We start from the raw sequence: 18,807 nt of genomic DNA, 5'->3' as shown, positions 1-18,807 counted from the left end.
GGGACCAACGGCTGCCTCCAATTGTATGTCTCTATTCGAGATTGCGGGGATCGATATGTTCGACTTCCGAGATCTCAGGGAACAGCGTATCGGTTGAAACAATCGGTTCGTCGAGGACAGCCGCACTACCGAGATGCACGCCATCGAATACATTGAGTGCGTCGTACTGTGCTCTGAGATCGGCAGCGGCGGCCAGTGCGTCGCTGGTCAGCGGTACCAGTTCGATGTTTTTCTCAGTGATCTCTTGATGGGCCCGAACGACGCGGTGCCGATCCCACACATCTTCCATCACGTACTGGAGTTCGATACCGGTCGCAACCGACGTCTTCGGATCCTCGATCGAATCGATATCGACGTCACTCGCCAACCAGTCATCGGCTTTCAGCTCCGCAAGGATGACGTCGAGGTCAAGATACACGTTTTCGATCGAGCCTTTCTTCAACGTCCTTTTTCGCTTTGCTGCCTGCCTGTTCGTGGAGGCGTTCTAGCTGCTCTTCTCGAACGACGAGCCGAGCACCGTAACGGAGCGCTTCCGACCGTGACCCGAAGACGCCGTCGTCGACGAGTCTATCGAGACGCTCAACCAGTTCTGGTGGGAGGGAAACCGGAACAGACTGTCGATCGGTGCTCATACCTCCACATAGCCTATACGATTGTATAAACATTACTCGGCGATCGAAACGACTCGCTCCCGGTCTAGCCTAGTGATTGAATCATGGTTCAAAAATCTTCACTGCTTACCCCTCGCGTCTCCCGTACTGTTTTGTCGGGTGCCGCAGATCGTACTCTATGACGATGATGGCTGTTCAGTTCGACGGACACGGCGATCACGACGTGATCTCCTACAACGAAACCCCAGTCCCCACGCCTGGACCAGACGAGGTGCGCGTCGACGTCAAAGCCGGGGCGCTCAATCACCTCGACGTCTGGACTCGCAGAGGACTGCCTGGGCTTGACCTCGAGATGCCGCACACACCCGGCAGTGACGCGGCGGGGATCGTCGATCGCGTCGGGGAGAACGTCTCGCGGTTCGAGCCGGGCGATCGCGTCACGGTGACCTCGGGTGTTTCCTGTGGAACCTGCGAGTTCTGCCGAGCCGGCGATCCGACGCTGTGTGTTCGCTACCAGATCCTCGGCGAACATCTCCCCGGCGTTCACGCCGAGTACGCTGTCGTCGCTGAAGACAACCTCGTCGCCGTTCCAGACGATGTCGACTGGGAAACCGCCGCTGCTGTCCCGCTCGTTTTTGGCACCGCCTGGCGGATGCTCGTCGATCGTGGCGATCTCTCAGCAGGCGAGTCGGTGCTCGTGGTGGGCGCGTCCGGTGGCGTTGGCCACGCCGCAGTGCAGATCGCTGCCCACGCTGGCGCGACCGTGTACGCGACAGCCTCGACCGCTGAAAAGCGCCGACACGCCGAAGACTGCGGTGCGGATCACGTCATCGACTACACGACCGACGACTTTGCCGACGAGATTCGCTCTCGGACAGGTCGCCGCGGCGTCGACATGGTTGTCGACCACGTCGGCGAAGCGACCTACCCTGACTCGCTCAAGTCGCTGGCGAAAGGCGGACGGATCGTCACCTGCGGCGCGACGACCGGCCCGAATCCCGGTGCAGGGCTACACCGAATCTTCGGCAACCAGCTGTCGGTGATCGGCTCGACGATGGCGACGCCCGGCCAGTTCGACGACGTGCTCTCGCTCGTCTGGGACGGGACCTTCTCCCCACGAATTCGAGAGACACTGCCGATGAGCGAAACTGCCCGTGGTCATGAGCTGTTGGAAAACCGTGAGGGCTTTGGCAAGGTAGTGGTAATTCCAGACAGTGAGCGCTAACGACGACCCCGAGACGACATCCGACGGGGGGTACGTTCACCGCCCCGACGACGCCGTGAGCGGCGACACAGATGGCGATCGCCAATCGGAGCCCGCGGAGCCCGAGCCAACCGGCTTTGGTGCACAGGGGTGGATCCTCGTCGCCGCGGTCGTGAGCTGTTTCCTCGTGATCCCTGGCGCGATCTACCTGTTTCCGACTGTGTTGCCGGGCTTCGGGCTCGGCTTCGTGGCGACCTTCCTCGTCTTGCCGCTCATCCCCGCGGTGATCCTCGGGCTGGTTGCCGTCTGGTCGATGACCGCCGCAACGTAGCCCCGCGATCGCCTCCTTGACGCCTCGGCGGGCTCGCTTCTGGAGGCAGCTATTTGCCGGTCTGCGATATATGTACACCTATGTCTGAGTCTTCGCGATCGGCGTCGATTCCGTCCGACGTGCTCGGGGAGTCGGTATTCGTCGAGACCAACGGAATCGAACTACACACCGTACAGGCTGGCCCAGAATCCGGGCCGCTCGTCGTGTTGCTTCACGGCTTCCCGGAGTTTTGGTACGGCTGGCACAACCAGATCCGCCCACTCGTCAACGAGGGCTACCGGGTCGTTGTTCCCGACCAACGCGGCTACAATCGAAGCGACAAGCCCCCGGGAATCGACTCGTATCACATCGACGAATTAGCTGCCGACGTTGTCGGGCTCATCGATGCCGCCGATCGCGACACTGCGGTGATCGCCGGCCACGACTGGGGGGCTGCGGTGGCGTGGTGGGTTGGGCTCCACTATCCTGACCGTGTCTCGAAGCTCTGTGCGGTCAACGTCCCGCACCCGACCGTGATGGAGCGAACCCTCAGCCGAAGCTGGGAACAGCGGCTGAAAAGCTGGTACTTCCTCGCGTTTCAGCTGCCGGTCGTGCCCGAGACGCTGTCACAACTTGGAAACTACCGTGGGATCGTCCGATCGATGCGATCGACGAGCCAGCCGGGGACGTTTACTGTGGAGGACTTCGAGCGATACCGCGAGGCGTGGTCCCAACCCGATGCCTTCAGGTCGATGATTAACTGGTATCGCGCGATCGTTCGCCACCGCCCGAGCGCCGTCGACTCAATGGTTACGGTGCCGACGCTCGTCATCTGGGGCGCAAAAGACGAATTCTTGAAACAGTCGATGGCGTGGGAAAGCATCGATCTCTGTGAGGACGGAAATGTGTGTATGCTCGATATGGCGACACACTGGGTTTTGCACGAAGAGCCGGTGCGGGTGGCCAACGAGCTGATTGGGTTTATTCGCGGCGGTCCACAGACCGGGACCGATCGATAGCCGACTCAATTCTTGACGCCGGCGACTACTCAAAATCTCGGCGCATCGCAATCTCGAACCACGGACACAGCCGCAGTTGGCGGTACAGCTTCGGGTGCGTGTGGAGGTGCTCGTAGTCGACCCACAGCATCCCGCCGATCTCTGCCTCGTCTGGGTCGAGTGAGGTGTCGTCGAGTGTCACCTTCAGGACTGCACAGACCTCCCACTCGACGCCTTCGTTCGGATAGTAGCGTTTGTACTCGAACTTATCGGTGATGCGGAGGTCGTTGTACTGGTCGGGAGTGATCCCGAGTTCCTCTTCGAGACGCTGTTCGGTGGCGTCTTTTTGTGATTGTCCCTCGACTGGATGAGAGGCAACAGTCCCGTCCCAGTGGGTGTCCCACAGGCGCTTGTCGGGCGATCGCTGTGCGAGCAGAATTCGTCCATCGTGGTCGAATACGAGACAGGTAAACGCTCGGTGTCTGACGCCGTCGCCGGTGTGGGCATCGAGACGGTTGACGAGCCCCTCTTCGTTGTCGTCTGGATCGACGGCAATGACATCTTGGCGGGCGTTCTTGTGGACTTCGCCGCGCTCGTTCGCGGCTTCGTCGGTGCTCATGCACGCATGAACGGCCAGCGGGGTCAATAAGGGTTCGATCGCGCGCGGGACATCGGTCGATCGATCGCCTCAACAGTCGGTCGATCGCCTCAATACTCCGCTGTTATCAACCCGAACGTTACCCGAGCCGTTCGTCGAGAATGAGTCGCGTCTTCGTTCGTTTGACCTCGTCGAGCTCGCGGGCCTGTGTGATCAGCTCGTTCACCGCACGGGTGTCAACGCAGTCAACAACGAGGACGATATCTTCCTCGCCGGAGACCTGCCAGACGAAGTCCACTTCCTCCCACTCTGCCATCTGCTCGCTAACCTTACTGGTGTTGACGTTCATTTCGACGGAGACCTCGATCATCGCTTTCACGTTGCCTGTCTGGGTTGTGACGGTGAATCGCTCGATGATCCCGTCGTTTGTGAGCCGATCGACGCGGTTCCTGACGGTTCCTTCTGATGTCCCGACCCGTGCGGCGATTTCGGTGTACGGCGTGCGGGCGTCGCGCCGCAGGATGTCGAGGATCTGGCGATCGAGGTCGTCCATACGGCACGTCCACACTGCGGTGACTTACCAATTACGAATTTCGTAACTCAACTTCGAACGACGCACTTATTGCCGACCAACCATACGTAACTCGTAATGTCGGACGCCTACCTCGCGCTGGCCGACGGGAGCGTGGTGCAAGCCCGCTGCCGTGCGCCGGGGCGCACCCGCGGCGAACTGGTGTTTACAACCGCGTACACGGGGTACGAAGAGAGCCTCACCGATCCTTCCTACGAGGAGCAGGTGCTCACGTTCTCGTACCCGTTGATCGGCAACTACGGCGTGCGATCGGAGCGATTCGAATCAGACCGAGTCCACCCACGCGCGGCGGTTGCCAAGGAGTTCACCGACGACGTCGCCGAGTGGTTGACCGAGGCCGGCGTGCCTGCGATCGACCACCTCGACACCCGCGAACTCGTCACGGCGATCCGTGAGGATGGGGCGATGAAATGCGGCATCGCTGCGGGTCCAGACGCAACGCCCGAGGCAGCGAAAGCCGAACTCGCCGAGTGTAAGGGCATGAGCGAACACATCGATATCGGCAAGCGCGTCACCACCGTCGAGCACACGGTCCATCTGGGTGGCGGTGAGTACGACGTTGCGCTCATCGACTGTGGTGCGAAGGGATCGATTATCAGCTCGCTGAACGAGCGCGGCGCTGACGTTCACGTCCTGCCGTACGACGCAAGCGCCGAAGACGTGCGTGCGGTCGACCCGGACGTGCTCTTCATCTCGAACGGCCCGGGCGATCCGGCGAACTTCACGCAAGCGCAGTCGCTCGTGGAGACGTTCACCGGCGAGTTGCCGATCGCCGGCATCTGTCTTGGCCAACAGATTGTCGCCCGTGCGTTCGACGGGGACACTGCAAAGATGGCCTTCGGCCACCGCGGTGTGAACCAACCGGTCATGGACGTCGAATCCGGCCAGGTCGTCATGACGACCCAAAATCACGGCTACACGGTGTCGGATCCCGGCAACCTGGACGTCACTCAGATCAACGTCAACGACGAAACCGCCGAGGGGCTCGCCAGTGAGGAACACGGCATCATCACCCGGCAGTACCATCCCGAAGCCAACCCTGGCCCACACGACTCGCTTGGGTTCTTCGACGATGTGCTCGGCCTCGTTGACAAGGGAACGGCTGTCACCGCCGACTGAGCGGTTCGTTGAGTTACACTGGATCCAGTCGCATTGCCTGCGGCTGGTCGTCGATGCGTGTCCGATCGTTTCCGTGACTGACCACACCACTGTTCGTCCACGCTGTCGGCGTCCGAACTCGTTTTACCAACCCGGCGTGTTACTGTGCGGAACTGACGCACGGGTCGATCGAAACGCAACTGTTTTACTGTATTGTGGGCTACGATCGAATGCGCTCCGATGGTGTAGTCCGGCCAATCATATTGCCCTCTCACGGCAATGACTGGGGTTCAAATCCCCATCGGAGCATGATTTTTGCGGGCAAATCGCCTGTTTTCATCACGTCCGCGACGCGGCGTTCTATGACCACTATGGGATTGATCTTGATAAGACGCTTCCGAATCTCTATATCCTCGGCGAATCCGACGCGGGGAAAGGAACGTTCGCGCAGTTTGCTCTGTCAATGATCAGTGGTGGACGGGTGTTGAATCCGGTTGATGCGGATGAAGTCGGCAAGCGAAAGGTTCGTGGAATGCGCTCTACGAATACTGCGTTCCCTGTCGTTGTCGATGACATCACGAAAACGACCGTGAATCGATTAGATACATTCCGGAATTATTGGGGCAATTGGACGCCAGACGCAAGTTACCCGTTGTTTGCCTTCATTAGCAATGATAAGCGGCCCGACGAATGGTTTCGGAACCGATCGAAGATCCTGCATTTCAACGTGAATTTCGATACGAGCTACAAAGGCGAAGCCGAAGTGAATCGCCTGATTGAGCAGGACAACCCGGTGTTTCTCTGGTTCACTCACAAAATGCTGACGCGTGAGCTGACACTCTCGAACGATGATGATGCGCTACGAACAGCTCGAACAGTGATGTTAGAACTGTACGACTATGCTGACCGTGATGTACCAGCGTGGTTCCCGCGTCGGCCAGCCGAGCGTGAGCACGATGCGGGTCGTGATCGGTGGTTTGACCTGCTCAAACGAGAGGATGTTGCAACAGAAGATCAGGGCGAACGGCTACGTGTGTCATTCCCCGAAGAGATGTCTACAGACACCTACACGTACGCCCGTGATCCGCCTACGGTTGCACGCGTTGAGCGACGTGGTCGAGATCTGTTGATCAAATCCCCAGATGAGTTCTTAGACTGGCTAGGAGAGGTGCCTACTGGCGTTGAATTAGATAGACGAATTAGTAGCGACCCCACCACAGAAACGAATGAAACAGCACCTGATGACGGCATACTCAACAAAGTCCGTGGATTATTCAATTGAATTGCCTACTGCGTGATGCTGCCTAATTGTCTGTAGATGTAGACGCTGACTTTAGTACAGAAATCTTGTTGCATTGGGGTGGCCCAGAGGAGGTGTTACATGCATTGCTATGCAGTACTCGGAATCATCGAACGCCTGTCGTACTGCTCATGCGTGATCCTGGGGCCCTTCACAAGTCCTGTGTCTATCGTATGTGATGGGGCAGTGGTAGCTCAAACAGTCGCGTACGCTCGGGAAGTGACGATTATTCTGGCCGAACTGGCTCCTTACAGTCAGAGCATTCAGCGTACAGGCGGTGCTCACCTTCAACTTTGTATTCGATAAGTATCTCGCTTGGCGAGACCAGCGTCCCACAGAAGGGGCACGTACCGAGACTGGTTGCTGCTTGTGACATGGGTAAGGGGAGGAACTTGGAGCGTGTGACAATGCCCAAGTTCCAATTACAACTTTGTGTTCTGCTTATAAATACCTGTGCCGACCACAGTGAAAGTGAAAACGAAAAGTATGATGCCCTATAGGTGTACTAATCGGCGACCTGAACTGCGTGTATCTCTCCCAAATTTAGCTACGCGATCGCCTGCACGTACGGCCCCTCATTCACGCGGCTATGTGCCTGATTGTTGTTAGTTGGATACGATATGGTCATGCTGTGAGTCCGACTGCCCGGCCGTGAGTCTACTATCGGCCCTTCTCAGTGCTCGTTTTCCCGGACTGGTTGTGTCTGCTGTGCTATGTGAATCAGTCCCGTACCTCGGTACTCGTCTCCAGGTCGCACTCATGCAGTCGTCGAGTGATCTCGGGAGTAGGTATTGGAGTGCGATACATCGTTGGGCGTCCCACAGCGAGCGATCTTTCATCTCACGGCCGCTGTCGGCAGTTGTGGGATTGTATCTTCCCACACGAGGGCGTCAATTACGCCGACAAGATCGTCGATTCGTTGGTCGAGGACATTCAACGGATGTGAGTCAAGAAATGTGGCCGAGGCTCTCTGTACAGTGTCGCCGTGATAATCAATTTGGAAGTGACACTCGCCGAGATCCATGTGGGTTTCGTCCTGGTGCCATCCAAGCATGAGGTTCCGATCTGGTTCAACCCACTGAATTCTGTAAAAATCGTACGCATAGCCCTGCGGAAAATCAAATGAGATCTGCAACTCTGCCTCGGCAGTTGGATACGACGCCTGAAGAAACGCCTCCGGGATGACTGTGGCTCGGACGCTGAGTTTGTTCCGTTGAGAGGGATGATACCACACTTGCTCAACCGGAGAATCCCGCGTGGTGGTTTGCGTCTGTAACCAGTTATGAATTCGTGTGAGCAGCGTTCGCTTATCGAGATTGGCGCGATTTGCGAGAAAGATCATTTACTGCGAGAGCGGGATCGACGAGTTTGATGAGCCGTCCTCGCCTGAGTAGAGTTCACGAGCATCGTCGTAGAGTTCAAGCGCATGAGCGAGTAGACGTTTGTTGTCCTCGGAGTGCTCCCACTGTCGAAGCACGCGATTGCGATGCCGTACGGCCTCACTATTGAGGTCGTCATTAGTGAGCGTCGATTCTAATTCATCGCTTGATTCGACCGCGAATTCGTGTTTCCACTCGTCAATGTCTGCTTGGATCGTTGCGATTTCTTCACGAAGTTCTTCGCGGGTATGTGTGTTAATTAACTCCGTTATTTCATTGAAATACCGGAGCTGGTAGTTTGGCGCATATCTTCTGTTGCCATCATCACCCTCGACAGCCTGTAGTTGTCCGAATTCAACAAGCATCTCCAACTCATCTTTCGCAGTTTGCCACGAGGAGATCTGCGCTTCTTTTCGCACCCATTCAACAGAGCGATCCTCAGTGAGCGTCGTCGCAATCTGTCTGACGCGCTCTCGTGCAGAGAGATCATCAGTCCACGATCCCAGGCCAGATTCAGTCATATACTGAGGTAGTCACTACTATCAATTATATATTTGGATGGATCTCATATATACAAGAGTAGTCGAGTGAACTACTGCTGATTCAAATCAGATCGGGTAGAATCGATCGGTGGGGCCCGACTATCCGAACGTCTGTAACACCGCCGGTGCCCTTGGATTTATATACGCCGCATGGCGTCAGTCACCAACGGGAGCGACACTGGGTGTCGTGGCCAGCGTCGGCCTGAAACTGTGGTGGCTCCGAGTGTTGGTCAAACAATACGACCAACGCACCGCTTAATGGAACTTCCGACTGCTCTGTGTTGACTACATCCTCTGTGTTTTGTACCCCATTTGTTGTGGGTTTCAGACAATGTGAACTATTCTATAACCCCATTGGTGTGCTCTAATATGCTGAGGTTTGAGGTGTGAATCGTTCTAAGACCACTTGCCAGTGCGGCAATCGTCTAGGTGTTTTAAGTACTTACCTGCTGAACACGTCTATTGTAACAGATCAGAACCCGAGTTCCAGGGGGATCTGATTGAGAGACAGACTTGTACGCGGTGCGAATCACTGCGGCCTCTCACGGCAATGACTGGGGTTCAAATCCCCATAGGAGCACTCCGATCGCGTCGCATTCTGCTGGTTTTTGCGTGGCTAACCAGACGTAAACCTATGTTCGAAGGCAATTCGTCTCAAACGGGGTATTGGCCCCGACGCTGTCTGTCGATTCCGGTTTTCTCGGAGGCAATGAATCTCAATGGAAAACCCGATCGCTGTCTGGCGATCGGCAAAATCGACGGGAAATCATCCGGGGTTGGCCTCACGTCAGGACCTGCTTCCAGGCAGGACTGCCAATATGAAAGCGACGAGTTCGTGCGAATGAAACTTGAATTCCTTCCCTCGCAATTCTGCGTAAACTCAATCTAACGGTGCGAGATCTCCCCGGCGTTCTTGATGCATGATACCGCCGGCGAACATTCGAAGCTTCGAAACGAGCTCTGACTCATTCTCGTATGTTTCTACCCGCAAGTCCCATCGCATCTGCGCCGATCGTATCATCGCACTCGTAACGTCATCCTCGTGCATAAAAATCAACCGGTCGCCGTGGGTTTCAGAAAGCGCTTCTAGAATACTTCCAGCTTCTTCTCCGACACCGAAATTATGCCCGAGAAACGGCAGGATGAACGCCGTCGCGTTGCTACACCGTGTGTAGTCGATACTCTGCGTTGCAGCATCAACATCATCAGTATCCACGTCAACATCAAGCGCGAGAAACGCGTTCACTCCGGGATTCACGCGAAGCGCTCCTTGTACTCGTCGCAAGAGTGCCTGTGCCGCATCTATCGCTTCTTTGCTTTGGAATAATCGACGAAGCGGCCCAGGAAGGTCTTCCACGTCGATTTCTTGCTGCTCTTGCTCGCTGAGAACGTAGTTGAGATTGAATGATTTGTATGGCCCCATCAAGTAAAAGAGGAACCGGTCGTACGTCACGTGACCCAACCGTTCGACAATTAAATCGCGTGTGATTTCCACAGCCATGAGGAATTATGACCTCGATTAGTATTTAAAAACCAGAGTTTTTGAGAGAGTTCGGCTTGAGAATGTCTAAGAGTCTTCAATCCCTATCACGAAGCAAGATGGCGACGAATTCCACGCAGACAGTCGAACCAGGGGCTCCAGAGGACCCTGAAGATTTGCTGCCTGAGAATAGCGTTCTCAGCCTGGATGAGTATCTAGCGATGCATGCAGCGATCGGCCACCGCACTCGATACGAGATCCTCTACCGACTTGTTCACAGCGGAGACATGAGCCCCAAAGAACTGGAAGCGGCGATCGATATAGACGATAGTACCCTCCACTACCACCTGAACAAACTCGTTGCTGTGGGACTCGTTGAAAAACGGCAACACACTGACCGAGGACAAGATGGCTTGTACACGTACTACCGCGCGACAGTGTTCGGCAAGGTGACGCTCACAAGTGGCGTAGACGAATTAATCCGCGGTGAAAAAGAATTCGAAGCGATGTACGACAGTTCGAGTGATTGACATCCAACCGAGGGGAACTCAATGACGGAGAAAGAACGGGTAGAGATGTACCAGACGTGGGCAAAATATCGGGACACCTTCGGACAGGAACAAGACCCAATGAGTGATTTTTTCTCTATACTTTTCGCAGAAATAAACTGTAGATAACACCTGCATCCGGATCAAGCCTGTGAAGTCCTTCTCGGGTTAGCGTGTGGAGATTCGCTTGGCCGACCGGTTGCGTTTCGTTGCGCACCGACGATCGCCATCGATCACGATCGGCTTGATGCGATGATTGGGTATGGAACGTGGAACCAACCGGCGGGAACAATTACCGCTGGGTCTGCGAACACGAAGAGGGGTAACATCGAACGTCATGCACGATCACGCCGACTGAGATTCGTCTCTTCGCAACCCATCAGAATGAGGAGTGACTTCGCTGACAGAGACTACTGCAACACGGCAGACTCGCAGCCCGTTAACCCGACGTGAAGAGTCGAACGCAGTCGCGGCCGAACACATATTTGTCTCGCTCTCGGACCACTAGGTATGTCATCTGACCTCTCGGACCACGATATGACCGCGGTCGCCGACATCGACAGTCTCCGCGATGACGGACGGACAGTCACGATGGCAGGCGGCCGCCCGGTCGCACTTTTTCACCACGAGGGCGAGGTGTACGCAGTTGATAACCGCTGTCCGCATATGGGATTTCCGCTCTCGAAAGGCAGCGTCGAAGACGGCCTGTTGACCTGTGACTGGCACCACGCGCGGTTCGAACTCGCACAGGGTGACACGCTGGACATCTGGGCCGACGATGTCCAGACGTTCCCCACCCAGGTTCAGGACGGGACCGTCTACATCGACCCGGATCCCGACCCCGACGTGCCCCCGGAGACCCACTGGCGCAACAGACTGGCCGACGGCCTAGCGGAAAACCTCTCGTTGGTCGCCGCGAAGGCCGTCATCCACCTTGACCACTACGGCGACGGGTTCACGACACCACTGGAGACCGCAGTCGATTTCGGAACGCAGTACCGCGCCGACGGCTGGGGGCGGGGAATGACGACGCTCGGCGCGATGGCGAACCTCTACGATGCCCTCGCCCACGACGAGAAACTGCGGGCGATGATCGTTGGTGTCACCGAGGTCGCGGACAACTGCGACGGCGAACCACCTCGGTTCGAACAGTACGCGCTTGGCAACGACGACCTCTCGAAGCCGCGGCTCAAATCGTGGTTCCGCGACACCTGCGATGTTCGCGACAGTACGGGTGCCGAGCGCTGTCTTCGCACCGCGGCGGCCGTCCTCGACCGCGAGGACCTCGTCGAAGTCTTGGTCGCCGCTGGCACCGACCATATCTATATGAACAACAGCCACACGATCGATTTCCTCAACAAAGCCGTCGAGACACTGGACCACGTTGGCTGGGACCGCCGGGAACCCGTCCTCGCCACCGTGGTCGACGCCATTGCGGACGCCTCACGGGGCGAAGAAACCAGCACGTGGACCCGGCCGATCGACGTGGCCGGGCTGTGTTTCGACGCTGCCGAGGACCTCCCCGAAATGGTCGCCGCCGGGACCGGCAAGGAGTGGGACCGCCCCAACGACTTCATCGACACGCTGCTGTCGAGCGACCCACACGAAATCGATGACGCTCTGCGCGATGCCGTCGCCGGCGGCGCGAATACCGAGCAACTCGCACACGCGATCGCGGTCGCCGCACTCCGTCGGGTCGCACACTTCGGCACCGGGAACGAATTCAGCGACTGGAACACGGTCCACCACACGTTCTCGTTTGCCAACGCCGTCGACAACCTCGCCCGTCGCACCGACGCCCCGGACATCTACGAGGCCTGCTGGCAGGGTGCGATGTCGGTGTATCTCGATCGGTTCCTGAATCAGCCGCCGGCGACCATTCCCAACCCCGGGACAGGCGCGGACGGCACCCCGTCTGAACTCCGGAACCGCCTGCTGGCGGTCCTCGACCAGCAGGGCGGCGTCGACGAGGCGGCACGGATCGTCGCCGGGCACTTCGACGCCGACGGTGACCCCACAGCACTCAAACAGACACTGGGCGAGGGCCTGTTACGAGAGGACGCTAACTTCCACACCCTGCAGAACGTCGAAGCTGGCTTCCGACAGTTCGAGTTGGCCGAAAGCGACCGGGAACGACGACTGGCGCTGATCGCGCCGGCACGGTATATGGCTGCTCACTTCCCCACTCGCCGCGAGCGCGAGCAAACGGTCACGATTGCGGAGCGACTCTTCGACGGCGAGGCCATCTACGAAGATGTCGACGACTGACACCGACGCTCACACACGACGCTGTTCAGTGTTCCCGTCACCTTCGAGCAACGTCTCTTTGAGATTCAACGGGGGGATTTCGACGTCTCCAACTGCATCTCGCAGATGATGCTGGAACACGACGGGTTGGTTTCGAAGCGACAATACGACTCCTGAAATATGCTACCGACGCATCGCCCGATCGCCAGCAGACGAACGCTTATACGACCGTAAGCACAACTTTAGGCATGTTCTCTCCCGTTCGCGGCGTGGCCGCGATCGCCGGGTTCCTTTCGGTGTTGGTCGCCGGAGTTGGATCAGCGACTGCACACGTCGAATACGTCACCCCGGGTAGCGATCCGATCGACGTCATCGAATTTCTCCTCGCTGCCCTGACGACCCCATTCAACCTGGCGGTCATCGGTGCCGGGGGGATTGCCGTTACTGCTGTCGGTATTGCGTACCTTCGGCTCCAGCCGCTTCGGACCGACATCGCGGTCTTCCGGCGAATCCTTCGGTCCTACGAGGAACTGTTGCCGTGGCTGCTTCGGCTCTCGATTGGCCTGCCATTGGTCGGCGCTGGGTTCTCAGGGTACTTCTTTTCGCCAGCCGTCCAGCCCCCTGCGCCGGTGTTTGTCCGGCTGTTTGGGATCACGATCGGCTTTCTGTTGTTGTTTGGATTCGGCACCAGACTCGTTGCTGCGATCGGGCTCGGTTCGTACCTTGTCGCGTTCACCGTCCAGCCAGCACTCATGCTTGCCTTTGAGTACGTGCCGGGATTTCTGGCGATCGCGCTTGTCGGGGGCGGCCGTCCGAGCGCGGATCACGTCGTCGCATCCATGGCTGCCGACGACCGGACGTTGTACTCGCGTATCGATCCGTTCTATCGTCAGGTCGCGCTCCCGTTCGTTGAGCGGACGAAACATCTCACGGCGTACGTCCCGACGGTCATCCGGATAGGCGTTGGCATCTCGTTCATCTATCTTGGTGTCGCCCAGAAGCTGATGCGTCCGGGTGAGGCGCTTGCGGTCGTCGCAAAGTACGATCTTACCGCGGTCGTTCCAGTTCCCCCGGAACTTTGGGTCCTTGGCGCGGGCCTCACGGAGGCGTTTGTCGGCGTGTTGCTCATCGTGGGGGCGTTCACCCGTGCGGCCGCCGGCGTTGCCTTCCTGCTTTTTGTCACAACCCTGTTCGGCCTGCCTGACGATCCTGTGTTGGCGCATATTTCGCTGTTTGGGCTCGTCTCGGCGCTGCTTGTCACCGGTGGCGGCCCCCTCTCGATCGATCGCGCGCTCCACGAACCTACCCAGAACGACTCGGAGGTTCCACGCGATCCCGTCCGTGGCGATTGAGCGATCGTGGCGGGTACTCTATCCACAGACTGCTCTAGTCCTCGTCGTCCGTCTCTACCTCGCTAACTTCCTCGTCGTCGGTCTCCGCTTCGCCTACTTCCTCGTCGACTGTCTCCTCACCGTCGTCCGTGTCGGATTCCGTCGTAGGTGACCGCTTGTCGTCGCCGATCGGCCACTCCAGTTCGATCTCCAGTTCGGCCTCGTCGTCCCCCTCCTCGTACTCGAATTCCACCTCGAACTGCTCGGGGACGCTCACCGGCTCCTCGCCGTCGCCGAGTTCCACCGATCCGGCTTCGATGTGGTCGGCGAGCTCTCGGAGGACTGCTGCTCCCTCCTCGTGGGTCATCATCCCTTCCAACTCGAACTCCTCTGTTTCGTTCTCGGCGTCCTCAGACTCCGTGTCGGCTGCGTTCTGATTCTGGTCTGTCACGTATTGACGTACGAACCCGGTGCCCAAAACTCCACCCGCCACTTCCGTTCAGTAACTGTCGGCGCGAAGGCTTGCGAACCGAATCTAATACTATTTGTTGGGAAGCGTTGCAAACGCCCGTATAAGTATCCCGTCGTACTCACGTCGTGGTCCTGACCGATCGACAACCGTACCGAAAACGACGAGTGTGGATTTTTACTCGTAGTGGTGAAGCGCACAGAACTCGGTCATCACCGCCTGCTCAGCTTTTCGCAGGTGTTCGGCCGCTGTGCTCGCCGCACAATCGAGGGTGTCAGCGATCGTCTCGACGTCGCTCTCACGCGGAACTGCGTAGTACCCTGCCGCAACGGCAGCGTTCACGGCTTCTTTTTGTCGGTGTGTCAGCCCTGGATCGAACAGCGCCTGTCGCCAGTCGTACTCGCCGACTTGCTGGATGTCTACCGCCACCTCGTCGGGGATCTCTGCAAGTGTTTGTTGAACGCTGGCGGCGTCGCCCACGACAGTGAGGTCTGCGACTCCATCGGGGCGGAATTCGATCGGCGGCACAATGATGACACCGGTTCTGTTAAACGAGGCGAACATGGCTTCGTCGACGGCGTTGCGTCGCTGCGTCAGAAAACAGTAGAAGCTCCGATCGTCGATTGCCGTAATCTGAAAATCGGCAATCATTTCGGCAGCCTCCAGGGCCGCAGCGTATGGCTCCCGATCACCGACGATGTAAAAGAGGAAGGTGTCGAGTTCCCCAATCGTATTGCCGTGGACTAACACGTCCCGATCGACTGCGTCAGACTCGTCGATGAACTGATGCATCGGATGTCTCGCATTGGCTGCAAATCGAAGTGTGAGTTGCAGGTATTTCATAACCACAGTGTGAGCCGGCGTATATAAATAACCGGAGCAGTGAGGCAGAATTGTTGGGTAAATGGCGATTCATCTACAGGTATGTCGAGCGAAGTCGGTAGCCATATGCCAGCGGAATCAGCGCTGGCAGACATCCTCGCCCCGATCGCAGACAAAATTATCGGACAAGAGACACACCGCAACGCGCCAGCAGCTCGGATCTCCCCACGGGATGTGCCGGCTGTCCTCAGCACGCTCAAAAATGAATCTGGGCTGGACCATCTCTCCTGTGTAACCGCCCAGCAGTACGCTGATCGGTATGAGACGATCTATCATCTGCGATCCTACGATGATCCGACACAGGAGGCGAGTATCGTCGTGCCGACAGACAGCGAGCGCCCGCGATCGACCTCCGGGTCCGAGGTGTTTCAGACTGCCGCGTGGCACGAACGGGAAGCCTTCGATCTGGTCGGCATTAACTACGAAGACCATCCCGATTTGCGGCGTATTTTGCTGCCCGAGACGTGGCAGGGTCATCCACTCTCACTGGGCTATGATCAAACCCAGCCTCAGATCGTTCCGCTTCGAGAGCAAGACGGTTCGGCTCACGCACTGGCAAGCGAGGGGCGAGGAGAGACGATGTTCATCAACATCGGGCCACACCATCCGGCCACACACGGCGTAATGCATCTCAAGCTCACCCTCGAGGGCGAACAGGTCGCGGCTGTCGAGCCTGATATCGGCTACATCCACCGATGTGAGGAGCAGATGGCCCAAACTTGCACCTATCGCCACCAGATCATGCCATACCCCGATCGATGGGACTGGAGCGGCGGCGGGCTCTGCAACGAATGGGCCTACGCCCGCGCCGCTGAGGCACTCGCCGACATTGAGGTGCCTGCGTACGCACAGGTCATTCGGACACTGTCTGCGGAACTCAGCCGCATACTGGCGCACATGCTGGCGATCGGAGCCTATGCGCTCGATATCTCGGGGGATTTCACGGCCACGTTCATGTACGCGATCACCGAGCGCGAGCGTGTCCAGAATATTCTTGAAGACCTCACGGGTCAGCGACTGATGTTCAATTACTTCCGACTCGGCGGTGTCGCCTGGGACCTGCCGGAGTCACGCGAGGCGTTCCTCGATCGCGTCCGTTCGTATCTCGATGGGCTCCCCGAGCGCCTCACTGATATCCACAACCTTCTCACTAATAACGAGATCATCCAGGCCCGAACCGTCGACACTGGCATCCTTCCGGCCAAGATAGCCAAAAACTACGGCTGCACTGGCCCGGTGGCCCGTGGCTCGGGTATCGATTACGACCTGCGACGCGACGACCCCTACGGCTACTACGATCGTCTTGACTGGGACGTGATAACTGAGCCGCACGGGGACAACTACTCGCGGCTGTTGGTTCGCATCCAGGAAGTCGAAGAATCAGCCAAAATTATCGAACAGTGTGTCGACCTCCTCGCTGAGTGGCCCGACGACGACCGAACAGTCCAGTCAAACGTCCCGCGGACGATCCGACCAGCTGATGACGCCGAGGGGTACTGGGCTGTCGAGGCAGCCAAAGGCGAGTTGGGAATCTACATTCGGGCAGATGGCAGCGAGAAACCGGCTCGGTTCAAGATTCGCGGCCCGTCGTTTTCGAATCTCCAGGCGCTTCCTGCAATGGCTGTTGGCGAACACGTGCCGGACCTGATCGCGACACTTGGCAGTCTGGATACGATCATGGGCGAAGTCGATCGATAGGCCGCGTGTTGGCCTGTGTGTGAGGGATGCGACGACGATCGACCACTGGGTGCTGTCTTTTGTCTCTCGAATAATTAAAAACCGATTGAGTGTAAAAATCTCGCCCCTTGATGCAGTTACAGATTGAATACAGACTACATGAACGCCCCGGTCACGGTGCAAACCTCCGTTCTCGCATTTGGACTCATCGGCCTATTGGTACTGCTGTTGGCCGTGGTGACTGTCTGGCAGACGGTCCGGTTCGTGGACGCCTACGACAAACAGGCACTCACCGTGTTTGGCGAGTATCGAAAGCTGCTCGAACCAGGGATCAATTTCGTCCCCCCGTTCGTCTCGCGCACGTACCGGTTTGACATGCGGACCCAAACGATGGACGTTCCTCGCCAGGAGGCAATCACGCGGGATAACTCTCCGGTGACCGCAGATGCGGTCGTCTATCTCCGTGTGATGGACGCCAAAAAGGCCTTTCTGGAGGTCGAAGACTACAAACACGCCGTCTCAAACCTCGCACAGACCACGCTCCGGGCAGTCATTGGCGACATGGAACTCGATGATACGCTCAACAAGCGCCAAGAAATCAACGCTCGGATTCGGAAAGAACTCGATGAACCGACTGACGAATGGGGAATTCGCGTCGAGTCGGTCGAAGTTCGCGAGGTCAATCCCAGCCAGGAGGTGCAAAACGCGATGGAACAACAAACCGGCGCAGAGCGGCGACGCCGGGCGACGATCCTCGAGGCACAGGGCGAACGCCGGAGTGCAGTCGAGAAGGCCGAGGGTGACAAACAGTCGAACATCATTCGCGCCCAAGGGGAAAAACAGAGCCAGATCCTCGAAGCCCAGGGTGAGGCGATTTCGACAGTTTTGCGCGCGAAGGCTGCCGATTCGATGGGCGAGCGGGCGATCATCGAACGCGGCATGGAAACGCTCGAGGCGATCGGACAGGGAGCGTCGACGACATTCGTGCTCCCACAGGAGCTCACCTCGCTGGTCGGGCGGTACGGTAAACATCTTTCTGGAAGCGACGTTGCAGCGAATGGCCAGCAGTTGGACAGCCTCAAATTCGACGCTGAGACGCGTGAACTCCTCGGACTTGACAACATCAAAGAAATCCTCGGTGAGATCGAAAAGGCCGCTGAGCTGGACATTACCGCGCTCGAACAGGAGGCCAAGGCGATCAAGGATGGTGACTCGAATACAACGCATGCCGAGGAGGCTACTGCGGACTCCAACGACGCCGAGCGCGAAGCGGAACTAGAAACGTGACTGTTCGATCGTGCTGCTGTCGCCTCCTCGACACAAGCCAAAACCGCAGGAATTCGATTGGATGAGAGTGCACCGTCCGGGAATTGAACCGCGATCGCTCACTGCGTTCGCTCGCTGATTCAATTCCGTCCAGCGATTTTCTTCACTCCGCTCAGAAAATGCGCCGTCCGGGAATTGAACCGACATGAGACGTTCCTGCTTGCTTCGCTGCGCAGGCTGCGACTCACTGGGTTCAATTCCGATGTTGATACCGC

The 18,807-nt window shown here is 57.8% G+C and carries 22 protein-coding genes, 1 tRNA gene and 1 pseudogene; 12 read left to right on the top strand and 12 right to left on the bottom strand.

What is annotated here, in order from left to right; genetic code table 11:
- Window positions 1–31: 31 nt before the first annotated feature.
- Entirely contained in the window at window positions 32–442 is a 411-nt protein-coding gene (locus tag E5K03_RS02770) for a PIN domain-containing protein (protein ID WP_240729921.1), read from the bottom strand.
- Window positions 408–632, bottom strand: a complete 225-nt coding sequence (locus tag E5K03_RS02765; RefSeq protein ID WP_138004847.1) for a ribbon-helix-helix domain-containing protein — start codon at window positions 630–632, stop codon at window positions 408–410. Before E5K03_RS02765 ends, E5K03_RS02770 begins: the two co-directional genes overlap by 35 nt.
- Window positions 633–795: 163 nt before the next feature.
- Here E5K03_RS02765 and E5K03_RS02760 point away from each other — a divergent pair, with 163 nt between their 5' ends.
- The 3 genes from E5K03_RS02760 (at window position 796) to E5K03_RS02750 (ending at window position 3,144) form a co-directional block, all read left to right on the top strand.
- A complete protein-coding gene (locus E5K03_RS02760) occupies window positions 796–1,836 on the top strand; it encodes a zinc-binding dehydrogenase (protein WP_138004957.1) in 1,041 nt (346 codons plus the stop codon).
- A complete protein-coding gene (locus tag E5K03_RS02755; RefSeq protein WP_138004846.1) occupies window positions 1,826–2,146 on the top strand; it encodes a hypothetical protein in 321 nt (106 codons plus the stop codon). The genes E5K03_RS02760 and E5K03_RS02755 overlap by 11 nt, the downstream gene beginning before the upstream one ends.
- 80 nt (window positions 2,147–2,226) lie before the next feature.
- On the top strand, window positions 2,227–3,144 hold the full coding sequence (locus E5K03_RS02750) for an alpha/beta fold hydrolase (protein WP_138004845.1): 918 nt from the start codon (window positions 2,227–2,229) through the stop codon (window positions 3,142–3,144).
- Between the two features lie 25 nt (window positions 3,145–3,169).
- Here E5K03_RS02750 and E5K03_RS02745 read toward each other — a convergent pair whose 3' ends face one another.
- On the bottom strand, window positions 3,170–3,742 hold the full coding sequence (locus E5K03_RS02745; protein ID WP_138004844.1) for an NUDIX hydrolase: 573 nt from the start codon (window positions 3,740–3,742) through the stop codon (window positions 3,170–3,172).
- A gap of 118 nt (window positions 3,743–3,860) precedes the next feature.
- Window positions 3,861–4,274, bottom strand: coding sequence for an Lrp/AsnC family transcriptional regulator (locus E5K03_RS02740; RefSeq protein ID WP_138004843.1), 414 nt, complete (start codon window positions 4,272–4,274; stop codon window positions 3,861–3,863).
- 96 nt (window positions 4,275–4,370) lie between these two features.
- Here E5K03_RS02740 and carA point away from each other — a divergent pair, with 96 nt between their 5' ends.
- The 3 genes from carA (at window position 4,371) to E5K03_RS02725 (ending at window position 6,693) form a co-directional block, all read left to right on the top strand.
- A complete protein-coding gene (gene carA / locus E5K03_RS02735) occupies window positions 4,371–5,432 on the top strand; it encodes a glutamine-hydrolyzing carbamoyl-phosphate synthase small subunit (protein WP_138004842.1) in 1,062 nt (353 codons plus the stop codon).
- A 213-nt stretch (window positions 5,433–5,645) separates the two neighbouring features.
- Window positions 5,646–5,720, top strand: a tRNA-Glu gene (locus E5K03_RS02730).
- A gap of 154 nt (window positions 5,721–5,874) precedes the next feature.
- A complete protein-coding gene (locus E5K03_RS02725) occupies window positions 5,875–6,693 on the top strand; it encodes a hypothetical protein (protein WP_205742942.1) in 819 nt (272 codons plus the stop codon).
- 244 nt (window positions 6,694–6,937) lie between these two features.
- Here the strand turns inward: E5K03_RS02725 and E5K03_RS17990 are convergent, their stop codons facing one another.
- The 4 genes from E5K03_RS17990 to E5K03_RS02710 all read right to left on the bottom strand — a co-directional run bounded on the left by E5K03_RS17990 (window position 6,938) and on the right by E5K03_RS02710 (window position 10,133).
- Window positions 6,938–7,087 carry a DUF7837 family putative zinc-binding protein gene (locus tag E5K03_RS17990; protein ID WP_449267295.1) on the bottom strand — a complete coding sequence of 50 codons (150 nt, stop codon included), beginning with the start codon at window positions 7,085–7,087 and terminating at the stop codon, window positions 6,938–6,940.
- 459 nt (window positions 7,088–7,546) lie between these two features.
- Window positions 7,547–8,053, bottom strand: a complete 507-nt coding sequence (locus E5K03_RS02720; protein WP_138004841.1) for a hypothetical protein — start codon at window positions 8,051–8,053, stop codon at window positions 7,547–7,549.
- Window positions 8,054–8,611 carry a DUF7342 family protein gene (locus tag E5K03_RS02715; protein WP_138004840.1) on the bottom strand — a complete coding sequence of 186 codons (558 nt, stop codon included), beginning with the start codon at window positions 8,609–8,611 and terminating at the stop codon, window positions 8,054–8,056.
- 901 nt (window positions 8,612–9,512) lie between these two features.
- On the bottom strand, window positions 9,513–10,133 hold the full coding sequence (locus tag E5K03_RS02710) for a DUF7509 family protein (RefSeq protein ID WP_138004839.1): 621 nt from the start codon (window positions 10,131–10,133) through the stop codon (window positions 9,513–9,515).
- 98 nt (window positions 10,134–10,231) lie between these two features.
- Here E5K03_RS02710 and E5K03_RS02705 point away from each other — a divergent pair, with 98 nt between their 5' ends.
- From E5K03_RS02705 to E5K03_RS02700, 3 genes and pseudogenes are all read left to right on the top strand, one after another.
- A complete protein-coding gene (locus E5K03_RS02705; protein ID WP_138004838.1) occupies window positions 10,232–10,642 on the top strand; it encodes an ArsR/SmtB family transcription factor in 411 nt (136 codons plus the stop codon).
- Between the two features lie 150 nt (window positions 10,643–10,792).
- Window positions 10,793–10,957, top strand: a pseudogene (locus E5K03_RS17465) (ADP-ribosylglycohydrolase family protein); the annotation flags it as partial.
- 213 nt (window positions 10,958–11,170) lie between these two features.
- A complete protein-coding gene (locus E5K03_RS02700; RefSeq protein WP_138004837.1) occupies window positions 11,171–12,928 on the top strand; it encodes a Rieske (2Fe-2S) protein in 1,758 nt (585 codons plus the stop codon).
- 9 nt (window positions 12,929–12,937) lie between these two features.
- Here the strand turns inward: E5K03_RS02700 and E5K03_RS17650 are convergent, their stop codons facing one another.
- Window positions 12,938–13,072 (bottom strand): hypothetical protein, encoded by a 135-nt coding sequence (locus tag E5K03_RS17650; protein WP_265338707.1) that lies wholly within the window; start codon window positions 13,070–13,072, stop codon window positions 12,938–12,940.
- 83 nt (window positions 13,073–13,155) lie between these two features.
- Here E5K03_RS17650 and E5K03_RS02695 point away from each other — a divergent pair, with 83 nt between their 5' ends.
- On the top strand, window positions 13,156–14,259 hold the full coding sequence (locus E5K03_RS02695) for a DoxX family protein (protein WP_138004836.1): 1,104 nt from the start codon (window positions 13,156–13,158) through the stop codon (window positions 14,257–14,259).
- Between the two features lie 34 nt (window positions 14,260–14,293).
- Here the strand turns inward: E5K03_RS02695 and E5K03_RS02690 are convergent, their stop codons facing one another.
- Window positions 14,294–14,689 carry an amphi-Trp domain-containing protein gene (locus tag E5K03_RS02690; protein ID WP_205742941.1) on the bottom strand — a complete coding sequence of 132 codons (396 nt, stop codon included), beginning with the start codon at window positions 14,687–14,689 and terminating at the stop codon, window positions 14,294–14,296.
- A gap of 195 nt (window positions 14,690–14,884) precedes the next feature.
- Complete coding sequence (locus E5K03_RS02685) at window positions 14,885–15,550, bottom strand: helix-turn-helix domain-containing protein (protein ID WP_138004835.1); 666 nt, start codon at window positions 15,548–15,550, stop codon at window positions 14,885–14,887.
- Window positions 15,551–15,655: 105 nt separating this feature from the next.
- Here E5K03_RS02685 and E5K03_RS02680 point away from each other — a divergent pair, with 105 nt between their 5' ends.
- On the top strand, window positions 15,656–17,287 hold the full coding sequence (locus E5K03_RS02680; RefSeq protein ID WP_240729920.1) for an NADH-quinone oxidoreductase subunit D: 1,632 nt from the start codon (window positions 15,656–15,658) through the stop codon (window positions 17,285–17,287).
- Window positions 17,288–17,425: 138 nt separating this feature from the next.
- Window positions 17,426–18,553: an SPFH domain-containing protein gene (locus tag E5K03_RS02675; protein ID WP_138004833.1), complete on the top strand. Its 1,128-nt coding sequence runs from the start codon at window positions 17,426–17,428 to the stop codon at window positions 18,551–18,553.
- Here the strand turns inward: E5K03_RS02675 and E5K03_RS17360 are convergent.
- On the bottom strand, window positions 18,542–18,807 hold a 266-nt coding region (locus tag E5K03_RS17360), incomplete at its 5' end, for a hypothetical protein (RefSeq protein WP_205742940.1). The two genes, E5K03_RS02675 and E5K03_RS17360, sit on opposite strands and share 12 nt — an antisense overlap.

Origin of the sequence: Halalkalirubrum salinum (assembly GCF_005543295.1) — an archaeon.
Taxonomy (GTDB): Archaea; Halobacteriota; Halobacteria; order Halobacteriales; family Haloferacaceae; genus Halalkalirubrum; species Halalkalirubrum salinum.
Note: the sequence above shows the minus strand (reverse complement) of the source record. Positions and strands in the feature narration are given on the sequence as shown.

Bases quoted from the DNA above. Each gene is read 5' to 3' on its own strand.
- E5K03_RS02765 (WP_138004847.1), bottom strand. From the start codon at position 632: ATGAGCACCGATCGACAGTCTGTTCCGGTTTCCCTCCCACCAGAACTG.
- E5K03_RS02760 (WP_138004957.1), top strand. From the start codon at position 796: ATGATGGCTGTTCAGTTCGACGGACACGGCGATCACGACGTGATCTCC.
- E5K03_RS02750 (WP_138004845.1), top strand. From the start codon at position 2,227: ATGTCTGAGTCTTCGCGATCGGCGTCGATTCCGTCCGACGTGCTCGGG.
- E5K03_RS02745 (WP_138004844.1), bottom strand. From the start codon at position 3,742: ATGAGCACCGACGAAGCCGCGAACGAGCGCGGCGAAGTCCACAAGAAC.
- E5K03_RS02740 (WP_138004843.1), bottom strand. From the start codon at position 4,274: ATGGACGACCTCGATCGCCAGATCCTCGACATCCTGCGGCGCGACGCC.
- carA (WP_138004842.1), top strand. From the start codon at position 4,371: ATGTCGGACGCCTACCTCGCGCTGGCCGACGGGAGCGTGGTGCAAGCC.
- E5K03_RS02725 (WP_205742942.1), top strand. From the start codon at position 5,875: ATGATCAGTGGTGGACGGGTGTTGAATCCGGTTGATGCGGATGAAGTC.
- E5K03_RS17990 (WP_449267295.1), bottom strand. From the start codon at position 7,087: ATGTCACAAGCAGCAACCAGTCTCGGTACGTGCCCCTTCTGTGGGACG.
- E5K03_RS02720 (WP_138004841.1), bottom strand. From the start codon at position 8,053: ATGATCTTTCTCGCAAATCGCGCCAATCTCGATAAGCGAACGCTGCTC.
- E5K03_RS02715 (WP_138004840.1), bottom strand. From the start codon at position 8,611: ATGACTGAATCTGGCCTGGGATCGTGGACTGATGATCTCTCTGCACGA.
- E5K03_RS02710 (WP_138004839.1), bottom strand. From the start codon at position 10,133: ATGGCTGTGGAAATCACACGCGATTTAATTGTCGAACGGTTGGGTCAC.
- E5K03_RS02705 (WP_138004838.1), top strand. From the start codon at position 10,232: ATGGCGACGAATTCCACGCAGACAGTCGAACCAGGGGCTCCAGAGGAC.
- E5K03_RS02700 (WP_138004837.1), top strand. From the start codon at position 11,171: ATGTCATCTGACCTCTCGGACCACGATATGACCGCGGTCGCCGACATC.
- E5K03_RS02695 (WP_138004836.1), top strand. From the start codon at position 13,156: ATGTTCTCTCCCGTTCGCGGCGTGGCCGCGATCGCCGGGTTCCTTTCG.
- E5K03_RS02685 (WP_138004835.1), bottom strand. From the start codon at position 15,550: ATGAAATACCTGCAACTCACACTTCGATTTGCAGCCAATGCGAGACAT.
- E5K03_RS02680 (WP_240729920.1), top strand. From the start codon at position 15,656: ATGCCAGCGGAATCAGCGCTGGCAGACATCCTCGCCCCGATCGCAGAC.
- E5K03_RS02675 (WP_138004833.1), top strand. From the start codon at position 17,426: ATGAACGCCCCGGTCACGGTGCAAACCTCCGTTCTCGCATTTGGACTC.